The organism is Sphingobacterium sp. MYb382, from assembly GCF_037572665.1.
Classification (GTDB): domain Bacteria; phylum Bacteroidota; class Bacteroidia; order Sphingobacteriales; family Sphingobacteriaceae; genus Sphingobacterium.
On the sequence record NZ_JBBGZT010000024.1, the window covers coordinates 645,773 to 670,029 of the forward strand.

The 24,257-nt window shown below is 42.2% G+C and carries 17 protein-coding genes; 11 read left to right on the top strand and 6 right to left on the bottom strand.

Annotated features, from left to right (window positions below; all coding sequences use genetic code 11):
- Positions 1 to 66: 66 nt before the first annotated feature.
- From WH223_RS13390 to WH223_RS13440, 11 genes are all read left to right on the top strand, one after another.
- The gene (locus WH223_RS13390; protein ID WP_340048235.1) at positions 67 to 654 is read left to right on the top strand and encodes a sigma-70 family RNA polymerase sigma factor; all 588 of its coding nucleotides are present in this window, start codon (positions 67 to 69) and stop codon (positions 652 to 654) included.
- A 306-nt stretch (positions 655 to 960) separates the two neighbouring features.
- Positions 961 to 2,175 (top strand): FecR family protein, encoded by a 1,215-nt coding sequence (locus WH223_RS13395; protein ID WP_340048236.1) that lies wholly within the window; start codon positions 961 to 963, stop codon positions 2,173 to 2,175.
- Positions 2,176 to 2,305: 130 nt separating this feature from the next.
- Positions 2,306 to 5,776: a TonB-dependent receptor domain-containing protein gene (locus tag WH223_RS13400; protein ID WP_340048237.1), complete on the top strand. Its 3,471-nt coding sequence runs from the start codon at positions 2,306 to 2,308 to the stop codon at positions 5,774 to 5,776.
- A gap of 2 nt (positions 5,777 to 5,778) precedes the next feature.
- A complete protein-coding gene (locus WH223_RS13405; RefSeq protein WP_340048238.1) occupies positions 5,779 to 7,491 on the top strand; it encodes a DUF4397 domain-containing protein in 1,713 nt (570 codons plus the stop codon).
- The gene (locus WH223_RS13410; RefSeq protein ID WP_340048239.1) at positions 7,491 to 8,696 is read left to right on the top strand and encodes a hypothetical protein; all 1,206 of its coding nucleotides are present in this window, start codon (positions 7,491 to 7,493) and stop codon (positions 8,694 to 8,696) included. The genes WH223_RS13405 and WH223_RS13410 overlap by 1 nt, the downstream gene beginning before the upstream one ends.
- Before the next feature lie 22 nt (positions 8,697 to 8,718).
- Positions 8,719 to 9,834, top strand: a complete 1,116-nt coding sequence (locus tag WH223_RS13415) for a fasciclin domain-containing protein (protein WP_340048240.1) — start codon at positions 8,719 to 8,721, stop codon at positions 9,832 to 9,834.
- Between the two features lie 4 nt (positions 9,835 to 9,838).
- Positions 9,839 to 11,185: a fasciclin domain-containing protein gene (locus WH223_RS13420; protein WP_340048241.1), complete on the top strand. Its 1,347-nt coding sequence runs from the start codon at positions 9,839 to 9,841 to the stop codon at positions 11,183 to 11,185.
- Positions 11,186 to 12,184, top strand: coding sequence for a fasciclin domain-containing protein (locus WH223_RS13425; RefSeq protein ID WP_340048242.1), 999 nt, complete (start codon positions 11,186 to 11,188; stop codon positions 12,182 to 12,184).
- A 22-nt stretch (positions 12,185 to 12,206) separates the two neighbouring features.
- Complete coding sequence (locus WH223_RS13430) at positions 12,207 to 15,485, top strand: TonB-dependent receptor (RefSeq protein WP_340048243.1); 3,279 nt, start codon at positions 12,207 to 12,209, stop codon at positions 15,483 to 15,485.
- Between the two features lie 121 nt (positions 15,486 to 15,606).
- Positions 15,607 to 17,760, top strand: a complete 2,154-nt coding sequence (locus WH223_RS13435) for an IPT/TIG domain-containing protein (protein WP_340048244.1) — start codon at positions 15,607 to 15,609, stop codon at positions 17,758 to 17,760.
- A 116-nt stretch (positions 17,761 to 17,876) separates the two neighbouring features.
- Positions 17,877 to 18,398, top strand: coding sequence for a GNAT family N-acetyltransferase (locus WH223_RS13440; RefSeq protein WP_340048245.1), 522 nt, complete (start codon positions 17,877 to 17,879; stop codon positions 18,396 to 18,398).
- 19 nt (positions 18,399 to 18,417) lie between these two features.
- Here WH223_RS13440 and WH223_RS13445 read toward each other — a convergent pair whose 3' ends face one another.
- The 6 genes from WH223_RS13445 to WH223_RS13470 all read right to left on the bottom strand — a co-directional run bounded on the left by WH223_RS13445 (position 18,418) and on the right by WH223_RS13470 (position 23,957).
- Positions 18,418 to 18,861: a GtrA family protein gene (locus tag WH223_RS13445; protein WP_340048246.1), complete on the bottom strand. Its 444-nt coding sequence runs from the start codon at positions 18,859 to 18,861 to the stop codon at positions 18,418 to 18,420.
- On the bottom strand, positions 18,854 to 19,633 hold the full coding sequence (locus tag WH223_RS13450; RefSeq protein ID WP_340048247.1) for a polysaccharide deacetylase family protein: 780 nt from the start codon (positions 19,631 to 19,633) through the stop codon (positions 18,854 to 18,856). Before WH223_RS13450 ends, WH223_RS13445 begins: the two co-directional genes overlap by 8 nt.
- A complete protein-coding gene (locus tag WH223_RS13455; RefSeq protein ID WP_340048248.1) occupies positions 19,630 to 20,343 on the bottom strand; it encodes a glycosyltransferase in 714 nt (237 codons plus the stop codon). The genes WH223_RS13450 and WH223_RS13455 overlap by 4 nt, the downstream gene beginning before the upstream one ends.
- Complete coding sequence (locus tag WH223_RS13460) at positions 20,322 to 21,512, bottom strand: glycosyltransferase family 87 protein (protein WP_340048249.1); 1,191 nt, start codon at positions 21,510 to 21,512, stop codon at positions 20,322 to 20,324. Before WH223_RS13460 ends, WH223_RS13455 begins: the two co-directional genes overlap by 22 nt.
- Before the next feature lie 335 nt (positions 21,513 to 21,847).
- Complete coding sequence (locus WH223_RS13465) at positions 21,848 to 22,552, bottom strand: response regulator transcription factor (RefSeq protein ID WP_340048250.1); 705 nt, start codon at positions 22,550 to 22,552, stop codon at positions 21,848 to 21,850.
- Position 22,553: 1 nt separating this feature from the next.
- Positions 22,554 to 23,957, bottom strand: coding sequence for a sensor histidine kinase (locus WH223_RS13470; RefSeq protein ID WP_340048251.1), 1,404 nt, complete (start codon positions 23,955 to 23,957; stop codon positions 22,554 to 22,556).
- Between the last annotated feature and the right edge of the window lie 300 nt (positions 23,958 to 24,257).

A 24,257-nucleotide genomic window follows, 5' to 3' on the forward strand; every position in this document is an offset into this window, starting at 1 on the left:
TTAATAGAAAGCTTATACTAAGCACATCCGCCTTTGTCAAATTTACAGCCGTAAACAACGACCAAGGTGGATTATAATCAAGTAGCCGATTTTCAATTATTAGCATACTGCAAAGAGGACGATGTGAAAGCTTATAATGAGCTTTTTAAACGTTATTCTCTGAAGCTTTATAAGCAGGCTTTACGCTATTTAGCGCAGGAGGAGATTGCTGAGGAGCTAATGTTGGACTTGCTGTTTGACCTTTGGGATAAGCGTCATACACGTGAACTGACGGGCGAGCTTGGTGCTTACCTTTATCGTTGTATGCGTAATAAAATTGTTGACCAGCGTAGGCGTGCTATTCCGCCGTTGGTGAAGTTTGATGAAACATCGCTTTCAGAAACGTTGATTGACCACCGTAAGGGTGACGATTTGGTATTGTCTGCCGATGCGGAGGATGTATATCGTCAGGCGCTGGACAGTATGAGCCCGCAGCGGCGGAAGGTTTTTCAGCTTAGCCGCGAAGAGCAGTTTACCTATGCGGAGATTGCCCAGGAGATGAATCTATCTGTAAATACGGTAGAGAACTATGTGGCGGCGGCCTTGGAAATTTTTCGTAAACGTACCAAAGAGTATTTAACCTTAATGAGCCTGCTGTTTCCTTTTTTCCTGTAAGGAGGCTTTTCATTCCTTTTTTTAATAATCTATTTTTCTGTATCGTTAGTTTTTTGCCCTTTCGGGCGATGCGCTAGGGATTGGAGCATCTGTTTGAGCTCTTTGGCGCCTTAGCGCCAAAAGCGAGTGCGGAAAGCCCGACGCTATGGCGCCATGAAAAGCGCCATAGGGGAGCGCCCAACGTATAAAAAGAGGGTTTAGCAGCTAATTTTCATTTTTTTACTTTTTTTTTCATTTCACTAGGTGGTAGGGGCTGTCTTTTTACGAGTAGTACTATAGAGTGGCGATAGAAGAGCCAGAAAGTACATGGAAATAAGAGAACTTTTCATTCGATTTTTGAACAATGCATGTAGCCCCGCCGAAGAGCAGGAGGTGAATCGTTTGTTGCAAAAGGAGGAAATGTTAGCGCTGTTGCACGAGCTGATGTTGCAAAAGGATATGGAGGAAACGGCTGCCGAGGAGGAGATTGCCGAAGATATGCGCCCACGGATGGAGTCGTGGAAGGAAAAAATAAAGAGCCGTATTTCGGAGGCTATCATCGTGAATTTTGATGAAGCCGATCGCTTGCGGATGAAGCGTGCTAAGGCACGTATGCGCTATGCGGCGGTGGTTGTTGGTTTCTTGACTTTAGCTACGGGAGCTTTGTTTGTGCTGCGCAACAAGAAGGGGCCACAAGCGGAGTTTGCCAATGGGCTGCCTGCCGTAAGTCCGGGGACGGATCACGCCTTGTTGACTCTGGCCGATGGATCGACGATTTCGCTGTCGGAGGTGAAGCAGGGTGAAATTGCGTTGGAATCGGGTGTGCATATTGAAAAAACTGATGATGGAAGTATTGTATATCGTGGTCCGGACAATCAATTAGCGGAATCTACTTTCAATACGATTGCGACCCCGCGTGGCGGTCAGTTTCAAATCACGCTGCCCGATGGTTCTAAAGCTTGGCTGAATGCGTCTTCTACGCTGAGCTATCCGGTACGTTTTGCTGCTGCAGAAAGAAGGGTGAAGATGACGGGGGAGGTTTATTTTGAGGTGGCTAAGCAGACGAAAAAGAATAGTCATGAGCGGGTTCCATTCTTTGTGGAAACGGAAAAGCAGACGATTCAGGTATTAGGTACGCAGTTTAATGTGAATGCTTATGCCGATGAGCCAGCGATACGTACCACGCTGGTGGAGGGTAGTGTGCGCATTCAGGGGGAAGGAAATATGGGGTCGGTGTTATTGAAGCCTGGCCAGCAGGCGGTATTGACGGATGTTTTTAAAGTGAGTACCGTCGCGACAGAGAAGGAGATTGCTTGGAAAACGGGTGATTTTATTTTTCAAGGGGAAAGCTTGGAGCGTATCCTACGGGAGCTTTCGCGTTGGTATGATGTGGAGGTGTCGTGTCCAGAACATTTGAGGTCTATGCGTTTCAACGGTATGGTGTCGCGGAAGAAGCCTCTATCTACAATTATTGAGATTATTCAATCTACAAATAAAGTACAAATTACATTAGAAGGAAGGAGGCTTATCGTGACGAACTAGTACTTCTAAGGAGCACGATAGCTAACAAAAAAACCAAAGATGCGGGAACACCTTTGGCTGTATTGTTAAGCTTATCTACATACAATGTCGGTAAACATCAAAATTGGATAATATTAACGTAAACAAAAGTATGAATTTTTATCAAATCATGCGTGTTATGAAAATCACCATGGTCTTATTAACATGCTTGTTGGTACAGGTTAGTGCCTCTACTTATGCACAGCGTGTTACTATAAATAGGCAAAATAGTCATATTCAGAGCGTTTTAGAAGAAATCAGAAAGCAAACCAAGTATGATTTTTTTTACGATACGAATCTGTTTAATAATGCCCGATTGGTCTCTGTGGAGGCTAAGAATGCAACGATAGATCAGGTTTTGAAGCTTTGTTTTGCAAATCTTCCTTACTCTTTTATCATTAAAGAGGAGTCTGTCATCATTACGGAAGATGCGAAGACAGGAGGAGCTAAGCGGATTCAACAAACGATACGTGTTGAAGGTCGCGTGCTGGATGCCAGTACGGGAGCACCTATTGGCGGCGTGTCTGTGCGTGTGAAAGGCGGACAGGGATCTACCTCTACAGATCAACAAGGTAATTTCGTGATGAATGTGCCTACAGCTGGTGCTACCTTGCAAATGAGCTATCTCGGGTATGAGACACATGAAGTTGCGGTGGGCGCGAACAATGCGAAGTTTACGGTTCGGTTAAAAGCGAAGGCTTCTACTTTGGCCGAGGTGGAAGTGACGGTGCAAGCACGTAAGAAGGCCAATACAGAACAGGCTGTTTTAGAGGAACGTAAAAAATCATCTACTGTTCAGGATGCTATTTCGGCAGAACTTATCGAACGTACGGGTAGCTTAACGACGACACAGGCTTTACAGCGCGTGACGGGGGTGACGGTGACGGATGATAAATATGTTGCGGTGCGTGGTCTTGGTGACCGTTCTGTTATTGGGCAGTTGAATGGTGTACGCTTGGCTTCTTCGGATCCTGACCGTAGCACGATTCCGTTGGATTTGGTGCCTGCATCGTTGTTAGATAACATCACGGTTTATAAAACAGTAACGCCAGATAAGCCTGCGGATGCGGCCTCGGGTATTGTGGAACTGAAAACGAAATCGGTACCAGAGAAAATGACTTTTGAGGTTATCGCACAAACGGGAATGAATTCCAATATTGGTATTGGCGGAAGCTACAACAGCTTTTGGAATAGTGAAATGGGCTTTTTGGGCACAAAAATCAACAACAAAAACCTATCTAAAGATTTTTTAAACCTATCGAAAGAATATCCTGATGGTCTTTCCTCGATTCATAAGATGATTGCAAACAGTAATTATAGCCCTACAGCATACCAAGAGGTAAACCGTGTCAATGGGATTATGCAAGGCTTTGATCCAGTTATGACGAGTGCTTATCGTAAAGCGCCTTTAAATCAGTTGTATTCAGCAACCTTCGGAAATAGTTATGATGTGTTTAACAAGCATAAGCTAGGGGTAATTCTTGGTGCTAATTATTACCGTCGTACAACGGATATTTCTGGAGGCGATTTAACACAATATAGTATTTACCAAGGAGTGGTAACGGGTAATCCAGATGTGTATAGCTTCCGTAATATTCCGAACTATATCACCCCAAATAGCTTGTTTATGGGGAAATACCAGACTTACAAGGAAAATACAGGAACGGAGACTTTAAATTATGGTACACTAGCCGGACTTACCTACCGATTTAATCCCCGTCATGAAATAAGTATGCAATACTTGGGTAGCTGGGGCGGTGAAACGGTTACAACGAATTTGAATGGTCGTTATGAATATACGGGATTGCCGGGCGATGTGCGCAGTACAATTTATTCTTTAAAACAATCTTATCGTACACTTAATACGTTCAACCTACAGGGAGAGCATAAGTTTTTTGCGAGTGCTTTGTCGCCTCGCTTAAGCTACAATGCAGCACATTCTAAGTCTACGCAGAACGACCCTGATTTTCGCTTTGTGAGCTTAGCCGACTATACGCCGCGAGGTGGCGGTTACTACCGTCGTTCCACAACAGGCCCGCAGGGACCGTCGGAGGGATTCGTTTATAGTGAGCATATGTATGCGCTGACGTCGGGTTTCGTGAATGGTTTTGGTCCTTTTGGGGTTATGCAAGCAGAGCCTAACGGACGTAGATGGCGTAACCTTGATGAGAAAAACTACAACTATAAAGCCGATTTAACCATTCCTTTTAAATTATTTGGCGAAAAGCAGGAGTTTAAAACAGGTTTCAACTACTTGTTCCGTGATCGTAAGTTTACGGAGAACCAATTGTTTCTGCCGGGTTCCAATTTCTCCCAATATAAAGCGAACTCCTTATATGATGTGCATGGAAACCTAGACCGTTTGGTAAGTAACGAGGTGATTGGTGTTAAAGTGCCTATGCCTGGACAAGGTGAAGGAACGATGCCGACGGGTGGATTTTTATACAATATGCAAAAGTCGCCTAACAATTATAAAGGTCATTTTGAGACTAATGCGCTGTATGGGATGCTTGATTTGCGCTTTAGCGAGCGCTTTAGAATGGCCGGTGGTGTACGTTTTGAGAAAACAAATATAGGCTCGGCAGTAGATACAGCGAATGTATTCTTGGATCCTTCATTGACGGCGACCTCACCAAATGGGACGCGTATTCCGTTGAACCCAACGGATCCAAATTCGGTGTATAAAACAGGGTACAAGCCTTTTTATTCCGTAAATGCTACCTACACCTTAAACGATAATATGAATTTTAGGGTGGCGTACAATTCTACATTGGCACGTCCTGAATTGCGTGAGATTACCAATGTATTTGAGTTCGATGCTTTCCAGATGGGTTTAGTTGTTGGTAATCCAAATCTTAAAAATCAATATACGCAGAATGCGGATTTTCGTTGGGAATGGTTTCCTGCAAAAGGAGAGGTTATCGCGATTTCAGCTTTTGGAAAACGGATAGAAAACCAATTGGTAAAGGTTTTCAGCTTGAAGACTGATGGCTTGGCAGCGACTTATCCAGAGTTTCCTACGATTCAATTTCAGAATGATCCAAATATTGGTAAGGTGTGGGGTATAGAGCTGGAGTTGGTTAAAAACTTAGGCCTGTTGTATGATCCACTGGAAAATTTCTTCTTGGGTTCTAACTTATTGTTGGCTCAGAGTGATATCCAGAAAACGAAGGAGCGCTATGAAGCTAACCGTTCATTAGACCGTTATACGCCTAAAAATAGCCCTTTGTTTGAGCAGGCTCCTTATTCGGTAAATGCCTGGTTGAATTACGACAATAAAAAACTTGGTACGGACTTGACATTGACATTTAATATTGTTGGCGAACGTCTGGTGCAGATTAACCTTACTGGTGAGCCTGATTTATACAGTCGTCCAGTCCCTTATCTAGATTTCGTATGGCGTCAGCGCATCAATAAGCGTATTCAGTTTAAGGGGTATGCAAAGAATATCTTGAACCCAGCTATACAAACGGTATATGCTAATCCACAAACAGGAGGTAAATGGTATGGTAATACTTATATCAACCGTAGTTTTCAACGTGGAACCGAAATTATGTTAGGCTTTACCTATAATTTGTTTTAACTATGAAACAGAAAAGAAATTATCTTTTGTTTTTTGGATTTGTAGCCCTACTGTTTTCGTCTTGTAAAAAGGAGAAGATAGATATAACGGTTGATAATCGTCCAGTGACAGATTATCGGGCAAACTCCAATGTACGTATTATAAATTTATCCAGTTTTAATCAAGTTGTCGCCAATGGCGATAGCTTAACCAATTTCGTGGTGCAAAACCCGCGTGGTCCTGATTATTACAAATATCCAGCGACGTCTTATTTTCCGGGCGATGGGAGATTAGGGAAAATATGGAATGTCCCGCAGAACCTTTTTGATAAGCAGGAGCATATTGATTTGCATATTGCTACGCGTGTCTATCCGGGAAGTGGTATCAACGAGGATATTAATTTTAAGGTGACAAATAGTTACCAGAACCCGACCGATTATTACCTGTTGCCTACCTTCTTTATGAATGGACAGCAAGAGGTGGTACCTGTTTCTCGTGCGGTAACCACGGCGGCGAAAGCGGATCATTTTAAAATTCGGATTGTCAATCTTTCAGGGGCTATCAAAAATCCAGCATCAGGACCTACAGGTATGCAGGAGAAATTGGAGGGGCCTGTTTCTTTGGCTTATGCCGATGGAACATTGGTTGATGCGAAGACAAATAATATCACGGCAGCAGGAAAATATTCTGAATATATCGAGGTGCCTTATGGGACGTATCAGTTTAAGATATTGATGACTGATGGTCGTCAGGTTCCGGCACAGAGTAAAGTTTTTCCAGAGTCGGTGGTGTTAGATCCGCCAACGTCGACGTTGCCATTTGATTATACTAGAAATACAAACTTAACATTTGCTCCTATTCAAACATACCAACCAGGTGGTGTGTATACGATTGTTATAGCGCCACAGAAGTTTGAGTACATCTCGAACGAGCTGGGTGAAACGGTAACGATGTATCAGAACTCTTTTCAAGTAATCACGGATGTTACGCCAGTTGTAAATCAGACTTTTTACCGTGTACAAGGGGCTAATGGTTTTGGTAAGCAGGCTATCGGTTTTCGTGTGAATGGGAAGGAAATTGCCAAAAGTGTAGACTTCGGTACGGCTAGTGATTATAGCACTTTTGTGCATGGACAGGCAAAAATAGAGGCAATAGATGCTTCGGGGAAAGTGCTGGCAACAGCCGATCAGGTGCTTAGGCCTTCACAAAACTATACCTTATGGCTGCACCCTGAAGCAAATGGAACACCAAGGCTGTTGGTGTTGGCTAATGATTTGAGTGGCAGTTTGTCGTTGCCTGTGCAGGACGATGCTACCTATGGACGTATGGAAGTTAATTATTTCAACGCTGACAGATACCTTAATCTTTCGGTTGGTAATCCATACCTCACTTTTACGGCCAGAAATGGACAGGACTTGAAAGCTGCGAAAACAAATTTGCAACCTGGCCTTCCAATTTTTGAGCAGCCTTACATCCTCGCGAATATGCTTGCTCCTTCATATGAAATTGTTGCTTATCGATCTACACCGACAGTGGTGCCTGGTATTTGGGCTAAAGATATTGAGGTGCTGGCGAGTGAGCGTTTTATCGCGAATAAAGATTTGTATTTGAAGGCCGGTAGAAAATTGCCAGCGCAGGAGCCTGGTGTTTTCTCTGTGGTCTTAATCGGTAAAACAGGTAGTGCTGTAGGTGCCGACGAACAAGCAAGAATAGTCATTATTAAACATAGTAGGTAATGAAAAGAAATAATTTATATCTCGTTTTGGGAATGTTTGTTTCCCTGTGCTTCGCGATTACGGGTTGTACAAAAGTAGAGTATACCAAAATTGAAGAACCTGCTTATTTGCGTGTTTTCAATAACCTGAATTATATACAAACCTTAGAAACGAAAGATGATAAGGTGCCGTATTTCTGTATGTTAATCAACCCAACGACAGACGCATCGGGCATGCTTACAGGCGCTGAAATTGTTGGTGACTTCTTGGATAAGCGGGAGCCTTATGCTCCGCCATATCCATCGCATGTTGGGAGTAGTACTTCGGTAAATAATCCAGAATATCCAGGTAAAGAGAATGTACTTGTCGGTCCCGTATTGAATGGTTTTGATTTGAGTAGTTGGGCGCAGGTTCCAGCAGGCAATGTACGTGTTGTGTTTGCCTATAGACCGAAAAATACGGTTCCTTTTTTTCAGCTTGAAGATCGCTTGAAAAAGGATATTCTTATCGATACGGTTATCAATTTAAATAGTAAAGAGGTGTATACCTTGCATTTGTTGCAGACGGACTTCGTTAAAAAGAGCCATGATGTTTTATTGCGTCACGAAAATTTCTATAAACTTCCTTTATCCGACTCGTTGGTCTATGTGAATTTCTACAACATGAGTGCCAAGGGATTTTGGGAGGCGAGTGAAGACTTGAAAGATAATAGTGCCAGTTTACGAAGCTTTAAAAGTGGTATCAAAGAGGAGATGAACATCTTTTTATCCTTGTATGAAAGTCAAGCGGTGTTGCAGCATACGGGCGAAAAGGTGCCTAGTTACAAAGGGAAGTATTTTGCCTCTGTAAAACGCAATACTTCGTCTAATGCGGTGAGTCCATATGTGAGTTTTCCTTTATGGGCCAGCAATAAATCTGATGGTATAAAAACCGATATCTGGCAACGGTTTGATTTTTTTGTCCCAGGGATGGATCCTACGAACAACCCTTTCTATGATGGTGATACCCGTACGGGATCAAATTGGGCTGCCGTGAATTGTGTGTTGAACGGTAAAGTATCTATGCAGAGTAATGACAATGGTACTATGCTGCCCAATCTATTGGTTAATATACACTCGGGTAAAGACAATCCTAAAACATTTGCTACGGTAAATACCATTGAAGTGGTGAACGGACGAATCTATTTGACGACTATTCAACGTAAATATGCACCACCAATTTATTAATTCGGATAAGGAGATATTAAAAATGAGAACAACAAATTGGAATATAGGGGCACTTATGCAAAAGCAGGTATCTACCAAAAATTGGTTATGGCTGCTTGTGCTGTCCATCCTAGGCTTTACAGGTTGTAAATACGATGATCTTACGATGGCTGCACCGAATGATAATATCCGGATGGCAGGAAACTTTATACAAAACAATTACGATACACAGCTTTTTTATGCTGCGCTTAAGAAAACAGGATACGATAAAGAAGTTAACGAAAAAGGCCCATTTACGCTACTGGTCCCGAATGACAATGCCTTTAGAGAGGTTGGCGTTACCAAGGCTACAGACTTCGATAAAATGAACCTTGATAGTTTAAAGCGTATTGTGGGGTATCATATTTTGCCACGTCGTTTGTATGTGCAAGATATTCCATCGAACACTGCGGATATGCGCTATGCAACACTAGAGGGTAGTGAGCTATATGCATCCTTCGCTCCGGAAAGTGTTGGCAAATTGGGCGAGAGCGATAAGCTTTATTTTTCTGGTGCTAAAGCTAGCCGTAGAGATGTTGCGGTAGCCAATGGTGTCATTCATATTCTAGATAAGGTTATGAAGCCTCAGTTTGAAGTGTCGGTACAAGATTGGTTAGCAAAGCGACCAGCCTACAGTGTGTTTGTTGCTGGCTTGAAGAAGTTTGGTCTTTGGGATGAGCTTGCTGGCAAAGGTCCTGTGACGCTATTTGTGCCAAGCAATGCCGTATTAGAAAAACTAGGTATTACGTCGAAAACAATAGCAGAATTGACTGTAGATAAGTACGATGGCGATGTTTTGTTTGGCGCTTACATCATTTCCCAGAAGCACTTCTTTATTTCTGATCCGGTAATCTTTGCGAAAATTAATAGTGGTGGTGGTAGTATTACGTATAAGCTGCGCAACAATCAACACCTAGCTACTTTCGGCTCCGCGGAAGAATATCCATCGTGGATATTGACGTTTGGCCTAAGCATAAGAGCGGGTAACGGGCCTTTTGATGGAACTCTTGCTGTGGCAAGTTCCAATATTCAGGCTAATATGGATTTTTTGTGTAGTAATGGCCTCATTCATCTTACCGAAACAGGTTTGTTGAGATCCGATCAAGCGATTAAAAAATAAGAAAATGAAAAACAGAAAGAATTTAATACCGGTCTGGGGATTATTGTTTTTGGCAACAGCCTTATTTTTTACGGCTTGTCAAAAAAGAGAATTTATGCCCGATCCGGAGGGTGAGCAAGTACCATACCCGGATACGGTAAAGTCTTCCTTAGGAGACTTGATGGTTAAGGCCGCAGAGCTTAAAACATTTTATGCCGCTTGGGAAAAAGGAAGCATTAAGAATATTATGCAAGAGAAAGGGACAAGAGCACGGTTTACGGTTTTTGCACCCTCAGATGCTGCTTTTCAAGCTAAAGGACTGACAGTCGCTAGCATTCAAGCCATGTCAGCGGCAAATGTGGATAGTCTCTTATTGCTGTATGTGAGCATGAGTGATGTGAAGCCTGTGGATTTGCGAGACCGTTCCGACAACTTGATGGTTAAATCGTTATTGCCAAAACCAGGTGTTTACGTAAAATATTATGATGGGAATGTACCAGGTACAGTGAGTTATGATTTGTACCATCATCGCTACTATCTTAAAATTCAGGGTGACGAGCTCTTTGCCAACGGCAAAAAAACAGGAAAGCTAAATTATGCGCCGGCAACCAACGGAGGACTCTATATTTTGAGTAGTACCATCGAAAAACCAACGAAAACAATGTTGGAGGTTTTAGAAGAAGATGGACGTTTCAACCTCTTTGTTGCCTCACAAAGGTTAACTGATCGGGCGTTTATTGAAACTATCGCACCCGAGCTGGAGCCTTATTTGGGCTATACGCCAGATGACGACGAATTTATGACCTCCTATGCCTTCTACCGATCCTATTATACGAAAGATTGGACATTCACACGTCCTATTTATGAAGGATATGTTGGACAAAATTTAGTTGTCTCTACTTTGTTTGCGCCAACGGATGAAGCCTTTCGTAAGGTCGGTTTTAATACCGTTGAGGATATTGTCAACTTCAATTTAACACATGGTAATGCACGTTTTGATGAGGAGTATTTTGACATTCGTGGCGGTTATCCGATGGATACTTTGTATAACTATCATCGTGATTTTGGTCGTTTCTTTCAGCGTCTATCACCGGGAGGTGACCGCGCTATACAGAATGCGACTGTTTTCTTTAGCAACGATCTAGGCCCGAGACTGAATGATTACTACGTGAGTTTGGCGGGCAATGTGGGACCAGAGTATGCTTACAAAATGCCTTTAGAGTTTACTGTAAACAGCGGTCGTGTGCAAATCAAAATTAAAGGTAGTAATGCCCCTGCTGCAACTGTAATCGATGGCGATATTTTATCCTTAAATGGACCTATCCATGTTGTTGACAATCTTTTTGTACCCAAGGGATTTAAATTTAAATAGATGAGACAGTACGTAAAACACTATAAATTATATGCAGTCCTGTTTGTGGGCGTATTAACTGTATCCTGTGATAAAGCGGAAAGTACTGTGGTAGCATATGATAGCAATAGGCTCAATATGGTTATTGCCGACAATTTTAATCTCTCGTTACTGAGCGCCTCTTTACGTGTAAGTGGCTTAGATAAAGAGCTCCAAAGTAATGATGGACCGATTACGGTGCTTGCTCCTTCGGATGCTGCCTTTGGGAAGGCAGGATACAATAACACCGTTAGTATTTTGAGTGAACGACCGTCGGTCGTCTCTCAATTGGTTAAGTACCACCTTATGGATGGTAAATACGAACTCAATAAGCTTCCATTTCTCTTCAATCAAGAGATTCGTACGCGCGGTGGAAAAGTCTTCGCAACGCGCTGGGCTAAAGGTGCAGATACCGTTTTGACATTAAATGGGGCACGTGTTGTGGCGACAAATATTCCGGCGTCGAACGGCATTATCCAAGTATTGGATAGGGTGCTTACGCCTTATCAGCATGATAAAATTATGGACGCTATCGTTGCACAGCCGAATATCACTTTGTTTGCACAAGCGTTGCAGCGCTCCGGATTGGCACAAACGCTGGCTGAAAATGGACCATACACCGTATTCGCACCGAGCAATATGGCGATGGAAGCTTTAGGGTATAGAACAGTTCAGCAGATTGAAGGCATAGCCGTAGAAGAGCTTAAACGTTTGGTAGACTACCATATCGTTAGAGACCGACGTTTTATCTATGATTATATCTTGAGTACAGGGCCGAGTAATGTTTCCCGACAAGCGATGCTGGATGGTAATAGTGTTGCCATTACGCTAAAAAAAGCGACTGGCTCCACAAGCTTATTTGATGGAATTACCTTAAAAGGGCTCGGAAATACAACGGCGGTAAGCGTGATAAAACAGGATATTTTAACGGGTAATGGCGTGTTGCATATTGTTGATCAAGCCTTACGTATTACCCAATAATCAACTATTAAGGAACAGAAAAATGAATTTTATTCATCAAATAAAGAGTTGGCCTAGTATTATAGTGGCACTCCTTCTATGTTTTATTACACCGACATTAACGTGGGCACAGGAAACTTCAGGTGCCTTAACGGGGCGTGTGGCTGATGCCACACAGCAACCGTTGGTGGGCGCCACGATAGAGGCCATACACACGCCGTCGGGAACTCGCTATGCATTGTCGACAGACAAAAACGGCCGATTTACCATCAATAACATGCGTATTGGTGGCCCCTACGAGGTTACGGTAAATATGGTAGGCCAACAAACGGAAGTGAAGTCGGAGGTTTTTATTCGTCTTGGTGGCGCACAGGAGTTAAATTTCATCTTGGGTAACTCCTCCCAAAAATTGGATGAAGTGGTGGTGTCGGCACGGGCACAACGCCAGCGTGCGGATAGCTATGGCGCAGGAAAGAATATCAGCGGAGAGCAGGTGCGTAATATGCCATCGGTTAGCCGTTCGATTACGGATGTAACACGTCTTACGCCGCAGGCGAGTAAAGATAATAGCTTTGGTGGAGCGAACTTTCGTTATAACAACGTTACTGTAGATGGTGCTGTTAACAACGATGCCATCGGCTTTAGTCCCTCGCTAGGTGGGCAGACAGGTACTTCGGGGATGGCTGGTAGTAGCACACGTACGAATCCGATTTCTATCGATGCGATTCAGGATATGCAAGTATACCTAGCGCCTTACGATGTGAAGATTGGTAATTTCACGGGTGGATCTGTCAATGCGGTAACGCGTAGTGGTACCAACAAGGTGGAGGGTTCTGTATATGGATTCGGGCGTAATGCTGCCGTGGTTGGTAAAGATCGCGTAGGGAGTTTAGGCAAGATGAATAGTGACTTTAATGACTATCAAGCAGGTTTCCGTATCGGTTTTCCAATCATTAAAGACAAGCTTTTCTTCTTCAGTAATGAGGAGATAACCCATCGTAATGACCCTACGCAGTTGAGTATCGGACAGGCGGAGACGGCTCATATTTTGAGTGTGGCTGATGCGGAGGCTATTTCATCGGCCGTTAAAGGGCGCTATGGCAATATCTTCGACGCGGGTACTGCCGATGTGTATACGAATTGGTCAAAATCGACGAAGTTCTTTAATCGTTTGGACTGGAATATTAATGATAAGCATCAATTGGCGGTACGTAACAATACCATTTTTAGTAAGGCTACACATATGGATCGTGATCAGCAAGATTTCCGATTCTCGAGTATGACTTTCCAGCAAACCAACAATCAGACGAGTACCGTGGCTGAATTGAAGAGCCGTTTCAGTAATTCTCTGTCTGGTAATGCTGTTATTGGTTATACGGTAGTTAATGATAGTCGTGACCCATTGAGTGACCCTACCTTACCGCAAGTACAGATTCAAGGACGTACGCCAGGAACAACGATTTATCTAGGTACCGATAGAGAGGCTAGTATTTTCAAGATGCAACAACGTACCTTGGAGTTAACGGCGAATATAAATTATAATATCGGGGCGCATAAATTGCTTTTCGGAACGCATAATGAGCTTTACAACATCCGTTATGGATTTGTGAACGCTTGGAATGGACGTGTCGACTTTAATAATATTGAAGACTTTTTAAGTAATAACCCGTACCGTGTGCGTGGTAGCTACAACTACAAAAACAACACAAGAGAATACATCCAAAATAACCCAGCGGCAGATTTCGGTATTCAAATGTATAGTATCTACGTGCAGGATGAGATCCGCATCAACGATCGTTTACGTATCACACCGGGTTTACGTGCCGACTGGACGTATCTTCCAGAAATGCCAACCTTAAGTGATAAGGTGAAAAATGCACAGGCTGACCCTTACTTCGGTACGACCTATCAGTATACCCCATTAAGCCGTATTAAGAATGATTTCTTAAATCGTGTGCAGGTATCGCCACGTGTAGGTTTCCGTTGGGAAGCTACAGAAGATCGTCGCTTGGTGATTCGTGGAGGTGCTGGTTTGTTTACAGGCCGTGTTCCATTTGCTTGGTTGGCCTATGCCTATTACAATACGGGTGATACGTATGGTGCTTTCGACCAGCGTGCTGATCAAAAGCCGTTTGTACCCGGTTCGGACGCTATTAAGCCTAGTCCGAATGGGTTGGCCGATTTTATTGCGCAGAATGGTGCTGACGTGACTAACCCGAATAGTGGGAAGACACAAGTGGATTTAGTGGATAATGACTTTGTGTTGCCGCAGGTGTTTCGTACAAGCTTAGGCTTCGATTATGAAGCGGCAAACAACTGGAAGTTTACCCTTGAAGGGATGTATACACGAAACATTAAAGATGTTATGTTTCAACAGTTGAATACGAAGGACAACCCAACTTGGTATGGCTATGATAAGGAACACCAACAGCCTGTTTATAGCGGTGCTGTGGACAGTCGTTTCTCGAATATCTATTTATTGAGTAATGCGAGTGAAGGGTACCGTTATAGTTTGACAGCAACGGTGAGCAAGTCGGTAGGTCAAAATTTCCAAGCTACAGCAAGCTACACTTATGGCGAATCTAAAGACTTAAGTAATGGGGTGCGTAACTCGATGGAGAGTAACTGGCAGTTGAATCAGGCTTTAGTACCGAATAATCCAAAGTTAGCAGCAAGTAACTTTGATATTCGTCATCGTATCATTACGAGCTTCAACTATAGTCAGCAATGGAGATCGGCGGGTAAGACAAATTTCACGCTATTCTTTAGTGCACAGTCGGGAAGCCCATTTACCTATGGGGTGGTAAACAATAATATCCAAGGATTGCCACAGCAAGTTTCTATCGTGTATGTGCCACAGCAAAATGAAGCTATTCGTTACTTCAAAGATATGGAGGGTGGTGCTACAGCAGTTCAGCAAGCAGCGGCTTTTAATAAGTTTATAGACGGTAATGATTACTTAAGTAGTCGTCGTGGTAAATATACAGAGCGTAACATGGGTAGAACACCATGGAATGTGCAGGCAGACGTGAAGATTGCGCATGACATTCCGGTCAACAAAAATAAAGGTCAATTTATTACGCTTTCAGCGGATATTATCAATGTTACTAATTTACTATACAAAAAATGGGGAGTTCAGTATTTCTCTCCAAATACATTCAACTCGACGAGCAGTGTGGGCTTGACGCCTTCCTTGTTTCCGCCGCAGCAGAATGGTGGAAGTTGGCCTGTATTTACATTTGCAGATCCAGGACAGCCGTATAGTATCGACTATTTTAACTCGAGAACACAAATGCAGTTTGGCGTAAGATATACCTTCTAAAGGATGTTTTATCACAAACTATAAACGATTGATCATAAACAGGTCGAAAAAGCGCAGTAGGTGAAGGAAAGGCTTCGGTCTTCCTTTGCTAGGCGCTTATAAAGGACCAAATACATGAAATATGAAACACACTATTAAACTAACGATGATTTTGTTCCTCAGTATTTTGGGGTTCGTCAGTTGTGAAAAAAAGGAAGGCACCGCACCACAGCCAGAGTTAGTCGTAAAGGATTATTACCCGAATTCGGGAAGGGCAGGTACGTTGGTAACGATTGCTGGGTCTGGCTTTTCGACTTCCATCGCAGATTATAAAGCGACCATTGCAGGTAAAGATGCCGAAGTGATCAGTGCTACAGCTGATTATTTGGTATTGCGGATGCCGGAGGGTGGTGCGAGCGGGAAGCTTGAAGTTAAGTATCAAGAGAAAGTGTTGTCTATCGGTACCTATACATACCAAGACTTGACGGTAAGCACAATCTTTCCTACGAATGGTATGGAAGGAACGCAGATACGGATTGAAGGAGAGGGCTTTGGTAGTACAGCTGGATTAGCGGAGGTGTCTATTAATGGTAAAAAAGCACTTGTTGTTAGTGTTTCCGATAAGGTTATCGTTGCGGAAGTCCCTGATGAAGCTGGCTTTGGTCCAGTTTCGGTGAAAGTAGAAGGTAAAGAGTCTAAAGGTCAAAATTTCAAGTATCAAGCGGTATATGGCATTAAGCCGTTGTCGGGAGGTAAAGGTACACGTGTTGTAATCAGCGGTGTTGGTTTTGAAGAGCAGGCTGTTGGTAATATTGTAGACTTCAATGGGGAGCGAGCTGTCGTTGTCGAATCGACCGATAAGCAATTGGTCGTTTTAGCACCCGATAAAGTGAGCTCCGGTCCTTTGTCTGTTAATATCAACAATCAGAAAATTACAGGTCCCGCATTTACGGTTGTTGGTAAACCTATTATTGGAACCGTATCCCCATTGAGTGGGCCTAAAGATGTGGAAATGACGATCTCAGGCGAACTGTTTAGTGCTGATTTGAGTGAAAATAAGGTGTATATTAACAACGTTCTTATTTCTGTTATTTCGGCCAATGCCGAAGAATTAAAGCTAAAGATTCCGGGTGGTACGGGGTCGGGGACGGTACGTGTGGTTGTTAATGATCAGGTTACCGAAGGGCCACAGTTTAAGGATCAGAACTTAGGTGTCATCGGCATGACGCCAGATAATGGTATGGCGGGCACGCAGGTAACCATCTCCGGTACAGGTTTTAGTACGAATGTAACGGAAAACCAAGTGTATTTCAATGGTGTATTGACACCGGTGAAAACAGCAACGGAAAATAAGCTGGTGTTGGATGCGCCAGCGGGTTTAAGTACCGGTGCTGTGCGTGTTAAAGTCGATGGTCAAGAAGCTGTAGCGCCTACTAATTTCCGCCGTGCAGGAGTGGTAACCTTAGCTGGAGGTCCTAATACATCACTGTTTGCGAGCTACATGACGGCGATCGCTATTGATCAGCAGGGTAATCTGTATGTGACGGATACCAACAATAAGAATGTGAAGAAAATTACACCAGCAGGCGCAGTGTCTGTCTTGCAGGCAAATGGTGCCGACGCTACCTTTAACACGCCTTTCGGAATTGTTATTGATAAGCAAAATAACATTTACATCGGTGATATGGGTAATGACAACATCGTAAAAATCACGTCTAGTGGTCAGCGATCGATACATGCGTCCGGATTTAAGCCTGGACATATGTCTGTCGATGAGGCTGGTAATTTGTATGTTTCGAACAATAATTCGTTTTCTGCAGGTTTAGTAAAGGTTATTCCGACAGGTGTATACTCGAGATTTGCACAGGCATTTTCTGTGACTGCACGTACGGCTATTGATACCGATGGAAGCTTCTACTATTCCGATCAAAGCTCAAGTTCAGGAAACTCTATTCATTTGATGACCCCTAACGGTACGCGCGTAACAGACTGGGTGGGTAGCTCCGATGGTGGTTATCAAGATGGAACATCCGCTTTGTTTAACAATATCGGAACGATGGTTCGTTTCGAGAATAAAATCCGCGTTGGAGAACGTTATTCATTCAATATTCGAGAGGTAGATATTGCCAGTAGACGTACGACAACGCTTTACAAAACAAATGGAAATGGTTTTGTCGACGGTTCATTATTGGTTGCTAAATTTGGTAATATCACCGATATGGCTGTTGATAAAGATGGGACAATCTATGTTTTAGATGCTCCGAATAAAGCTATTCGTAAAGTATACCTCAAGTAGTCCACCTATTGGGATAGGTTGATTATTAGATAGAGGCGACGGGTCGGTAGAAATACCGGCTCGTTGTTTTTTATAGCTATAGGAAAATTGGTGTGTTTTTTGTATCTTAATTGAAGATGACCATTAAATACACAGCTACACGTATAACGCTACGGTTGAAGAAATTTAACCGAGAGGATTTTTCTGCCTACTATCAATTGGTAGGTGATGAGCGTGTTATGGCGATGATAACCGAGCGTGCTTTATCGCAGGAAGAGGCCGAAGCAGACTTTGAGAAGCTGTTGTTTAGCAATAGACAACATGCAAATTTCGGTAGTTTCATGGTCTTCGATGCGGTTTCTGACGCTTTTATGGGCTTAGGTAAATTGGAAATAACCATTGATAACCCAGAAGAGGTAGAGCTAGGTTACATCCTGCTGCCTGAATTTTGGGGTAAGGGGATAGGAACCATTTTAGCGCAGCAACTTATGGTAAAGCTGGAGGGCCATCCCGAGCTAAAATATGTATTCGCGATTATTGACCCTAAGAATGAAGCATCCCGAAAAATACTAATCAACCAAGGATTCGTCTCTCGGGAGTTTAAAGATTTCGATGGCTTGCCTGGTGAGATTCTTGTCTACACACCGCCCACCAGTTAGTATTAGCAGAAAAATTCTTTTAATGTGTGGCTTTATTTATGCCAAATAATTTTGAAACCTTTAGCATAAAATTTCCTTTTAACGCATAGCGCACGATGACAAAGTTTAGTGGGAAGGCGATCGCAAGAACCAATAAAGGGGCATAATACTTGTTAACGCCAGAGTGAATTAAAACATTAAGTATAAGAAGTTCATTTCCTAAGTTTATCAGGTGAGCGCCCAAGAACTGTAAAGCTCGCTTTAATTCAGGTTTCACCTGAAACGTAAAATACGACGATAGGAAATAGTTACATATAATACTTACCGTAAAAGCCATCAGGTAGGCTAGCGTAGGGTTTGTATTGATATATACTAAGGGGTAATATATGCTGAAGTTAACGGTCGTCGCAATACCGCCAACAAAAATAAAGCGAATAATAGAATAGGAGAATAGCTTTTGAATAAGCTGTTTTATTTTAGACATCGAAACCTAAGTATTGTTTAGTCGTTTGGAAGGCACAGCCTTTCGTTTTTAACTCCGTGATCAGCTGATCTAATTTAGTAACCAGTTCGGTTCCTGAGCATTTGGCAATATAAGCCGGTACCGCAAAAGCCTCTTCCTTTAGTCGGTCAGCAAATTCCCAAGGGTGGAAATACAAATTTAGATGCCCATCTTTCTTTAGCGCTGATAGCGCTAGTGAAGTGTAAAAACCAATAGGCATCACATGAAAGGAAATCCAGAATAGCGGTATACGGAAAGGCCATGATACCGAAGTCGGGTATTGAACGAGCGTATCTTCCTTGTATACAGACCTTGGTTTATTCAGGTTATTATAGCGCGAAGGAATCCACGTGGGGTTCATCGACGAATTATAACGGTAACCAGCTTCTTGTAATTCTTGCACCGTTACTTTAGCCAAGCGTGGTGATCGGTAGCCCAACACAGGCTGTCCTGTAATTTCTTCGAGCGCTATTTTTGAGGCTTTAGGTTGTAGCTTACTTCCTGGAGCATGGTAAAAGTCGTGCGAAGCTATTTCATGGCCCGCTTGTTGGATATCCTGGATAAGAGCCTTCTTATGCTGCGCATAGTTTGCCGTCACATAGAAAGTCGCTTTCGCGTGATGTTTTTCTAGCACCTGTAAGATAGACATAAGTCCATCGGTTGATACCGAAAGTTGGCTTTCAAAAGGAACCTCCTTACCATACTCGGTAGGGAAGTCAAACTCTTCAACATCAAAAGTGAGGTTAACAATCATCGGTATGAAGCTATTTTTACAAAATTCATCGATTCACGGAATAATACCGAAAGGGACATTCTAGACATGAAGATACCATCTCTAAGGTTGGTTTCTACATTTTCGATACGAAAATCTTTGTGCTTAGCACCAAGGACGATAAATTCGGTGTCGAAAAGGAAGTCGTTTATTTTGGTACGCAGCATCACTTGTCGTGCTCGTGCAGATAGCCCCTTTAATCCCCCTTGTGTATCCGTGTAGGGAATACCTAAAAACACACGGTTCATTAGCTGAGAGCCATGCGACATGATACGACGCAATGGGAGCAATTTGGAATAGTAGCTCATGTTGCGTACGGCAATAACAATATCGGTGTTCGAAAAGGTGCGATCAATAACATGACACATAGACTCCAAAGAGTAAGGCATATCAATATCCGTATAAAGGGTATAATGGGCGTCGGAACATGCTATTCCAGCACGCACGGCAGCTCCTTTTCCTTTGTTCACCTTGTTATCTACAATAAGGCAATTCGTAATGGTTGCACGTAGTGCATCTTGCTCTGCTTGCCCAAAGTTGCGCGCTGAGCCATCATTGGATACAATGAGGCGAAAATGCTTCTCTGGGTAAGCATCTTGTAATTCATTGAATCTACTGCTGAGTACTTCTACAAAATCCGGAGGAGGATTGTAACAAGGAAGTACAATATCTAAGTCGTAGAAGTGTTGCATACTAAATTATATAATAATTGATTTTTTGACTTGCTGTGGCGTAAGAAGGTTATCCATACCATTCTTATCCATATAAAAAGGAATATCCACACATTTAGCCATAACGTATAACAGATGATATTCATAACAGGCTTCGGTATAATAATATCGATAGGCACGACACATAATAACACGAAGGCCGCCCAAAAGAAAATTTTATCTATTTTCTGACGTTCTGTAAGGCTCCAATACCAAAGCATATAGCCTGCAAGGGCAATAACATAGGTATGTTTCTCTGCTGCATCGCTAAATAAAATTGTCCAGCCCATCAGTACGCCCAATGCTTGTGCGCGGAAGGCCCAACTGTCATATTTCTTGCGGTTTAGAAGTAAAATGACGGCTAAAATGCAGAGAGCTCCAAGCTGCACATAGCGATAGTACGGCTTTGTGAGCGACAAGAAAGGCTCTACATAATAGATAGAATCAAAAAGCTGACTCGTATGGTGTAACGACAGAATATCTATCCATTCTTGATAGTAAGGGAGTAATTCTGATGGAGATAATTTTACTAAGGGCAATAAAAAGAGTGCAATGCCCGTTACTACTACATAACCTATGTTACGCCAGAATTGCGGGTAACAAAGTAATAAGCCCAACTGAAAAATACCGTATACCTTGGTCATCCCAGATATCATAATCAGGAGAATTGCCCAGAAATATTGTTTTCGTTCAAGGAGGCTGTAGGCGAACAAGAAAATGTAGGCTACAGTAATATTATATTGAAAAGAGAGTAAACTTTGCGCTAATATCAAAAAGGTGAATAGGAACATGTTGGCTTTCTGTCGTTCGCTGAAAAAAGCGGGCAGATTAAAAATCGATAGGAAGAATAAACTGAAGTTAAATATATTCCATGCAAATGGACCGAGCCAGGAGGGTAGCATAGCAAAAGGACTAAATAAGATAGAGAAGTCAGGCATATACAAGAAAAAACGCCCATTGTTGGCTATCCATGCTTCGCTGTAGGGACTTATACCTAGCCAGAAATCACGGGAAGCTCCGGCGAAGACGATAAAATTATGATGTCTTCCTTTCGAGACTTCAAGGAACGTAATAACTAGGGTTACTAAAAATCCAAGCAAATAGAGATATGTTCTATTGTAGAAAAATGGGTTTTCTTTTGTAAGTTTCATGGCGTTACTATCAGGGCTTCTAAGTTTCTTTAGATGCGTATGGGCTATTGTTGCACTTTGGAGGAAATGCTAAAACAAGGAGCTTCCAGACTCAAATTATGACTAGCTGCTGCTAAAAATCTCTTTTAATAAGTTTACGTTTAAAATAATCCGCATTGTTTTCCAAACACCCTTTGAAAGAACAATTTTGCGGAGCAAATATAAATATTAAAGCTTTATATTTCAACTTTATAAAAGCATGTTTTAATAATCTGTATTTTAGGTTTTTGTGTTTGGTTTTTGGCGATAATGGATAACGTGTTGCTTCTTTTTGATAAGGATGACAGCTAAACGTATTAGGATTCGTTAGTAATTAGGATATAACCAGCACCATAAATACTGTCTATTTTAATTGAAGGTTCTTCTTTAAGTAATTTGCGAAGCCTAGAGATAAAGACTTCTAAGCTTTTGCCATTAAAGTAATCGGCATCTCCCCAAAATTTTAATAGTATTTCTTTTTTGAGGACTAATCTATTCTTGCGCTCTACTAAAAAGCCTAATATCTCTGCTTCCCGTACAGTCATATTCTTCTGCTCCCCATCGGCAGCAAGGAGGGCTAGCCGACTTCTATAGAACGACATATTGCCGAGCATGATTACCTCTGTGCTGGAGTTGTCTATAGGTTTTTGTGTCGTGAAGTTAAGTATATTCTGTATTTTGAGCATGAGCTCATCCATTTCAAAGGGCTTTTCGATATAATCAAAAGCTCCTAGTGCTAAGCCCCGTTTTCTATTCTCTTTGCCGCTCATCGCTGTTAAGAAAAGTAAAGGCTGTGTAGATGATAGTTTTTTGACTTTATCGGCTAGCTGGAAGCCGTCTTCTTCGGGAAGCTGCACATCGATAAGTAGTAGACGGAAGTTGCAGTCCAAAAATTTATTTAAGGCATCCTCGGCAGAAGGACTCCACTCCACCTGGTAGCCGTGGCTTTTTAGATAACGTAATAAAACAGCACCTAACGCAGGTTCATCCTCAACTAATAATATATCTTTAAGTTCTTTCATCTTACACGCTTTTAAGTGGAATGGTAATTTCAAATAATGTTCCTTGTGCTTGGTGCGCTATGGTTTTAATCTGCCAATTCATCTTTGTCGCACATAAATAACTATAGTATAACCCCAGCCCTAAGCCCGATTTGGTTGGTGTGCTTTTCGATCGATAGAACTTCTTGAAGATGTAATCCATATCCTGGTCTTTAATACCGATACCATTATCCTGCACACATAAATGCACACTATCTTTTCCAGCTTCCTTCCAGAAGATATGCACGCTTTTTTCTTTTTCTTTATTGAACTTATAGGCGTTTTCTATTAAGTTGTCTAGTATACACAGGTAAAGAAGTGTATCTACCCAAGTTAGGTACGGTTTTTCTGCCTTTTGGTAGGTAATCGTTATTTTATCTTCAAAGCGCAAAACGATATCGCGTAATAACGCCGAGGTCAGCTTATTGATATCTAAATGTAGAAGCTCAGGTTCTTGCTCCTCCATCGTAATGGACGTTAAAATTTGCTTTACGTAGCCACGAAGTCGTATACCTTGACGCTCAATAATAGCACTCGTCTCGAAGACATCTTTAGCATCTTTGCCGAGGAGCGGCATTTCATTTAAAGTGCGCGCGGCGACCAAAATTGTGGTTATCGGCGTGTTGAACTCATGACGAATATGCTGGATGAAATCGTTCTTTAGCTGTGTCTCCTTACGCTGGCTTACCCAATTTTGAAAGGTACGGTAGTTAATCAGGATTGTGAGGACAATGCAGGAAATGGAGAAAAATAAGACCAATGACATGTCCTTTATAACCTGGAAAACACGGTTTGGACGGTCTATATACAAGTTGTACGTAAATCGATAGTCATAACCGTGGTTATCATTGACCGATAGTTGAAGTGCTCGGTTGTTGGAAGACACCCTCTTTAAGGTGCCGGCGATGCTGGCACCAGCATACGGGTCCTCTGATCCATAGATGGTAAACCAGCCCTGGGCTGGATCTTTCATGATTTCCAGTTTGTCGAAAGTAAGTTTATAGATAAAGTCTTTATCCAAATGCTGGTCGGTAAGAATCTGATCAAATATAGCGTCAAAATTACTTGCTTGTCGCAGGTGGTTAATGAGCTCATTGACAACACTATCTTTCGTTTTTTCAAAGGTGCCTTTATCTTCTATGGTAAATAAATGGGGAAGATGCTTCTCAAAATAGTCTGTAAAAATCGCATTTCCTCCCGGGAATAATTTATCATTCTTGATGTAGTGGCCATAGGCGGCAACCATGCTTTCTTTTTGGAAGGTGTGAAAGCTTTCATCTTTTAGTTTGTATGTATTGAACACCAAAAAAGTCACCATAAAGGTTAAAGCTATAGAGCTAAGGACCAATATCCATTTATATACTATCGGATTGTCTTTGACTTTCATGATCTAAATCTAGGATAAATTCTCTATTTCAGCGTCTCTGTTAAGCTTTTGTTAAGCATTATTTAGGTATTCGTTAAGTTTAATTGAGGGGTTTGTACCCTATGTTTGTAGGTAAATTAAAATCAATAAATTATGAACAAAACCTACTTTGTTACTTATCTGTTTGTTTTACTTAATATGTTGACCTTGGGTCAGGTGTGCGGACAGACACAGCCCCTAGAGGCTCAATTGCGTAAAAACCAATTGGACTTTGTAAATCTTGGCTTTGGTATGTTTATCCATTATGGTATGCCTACGTTT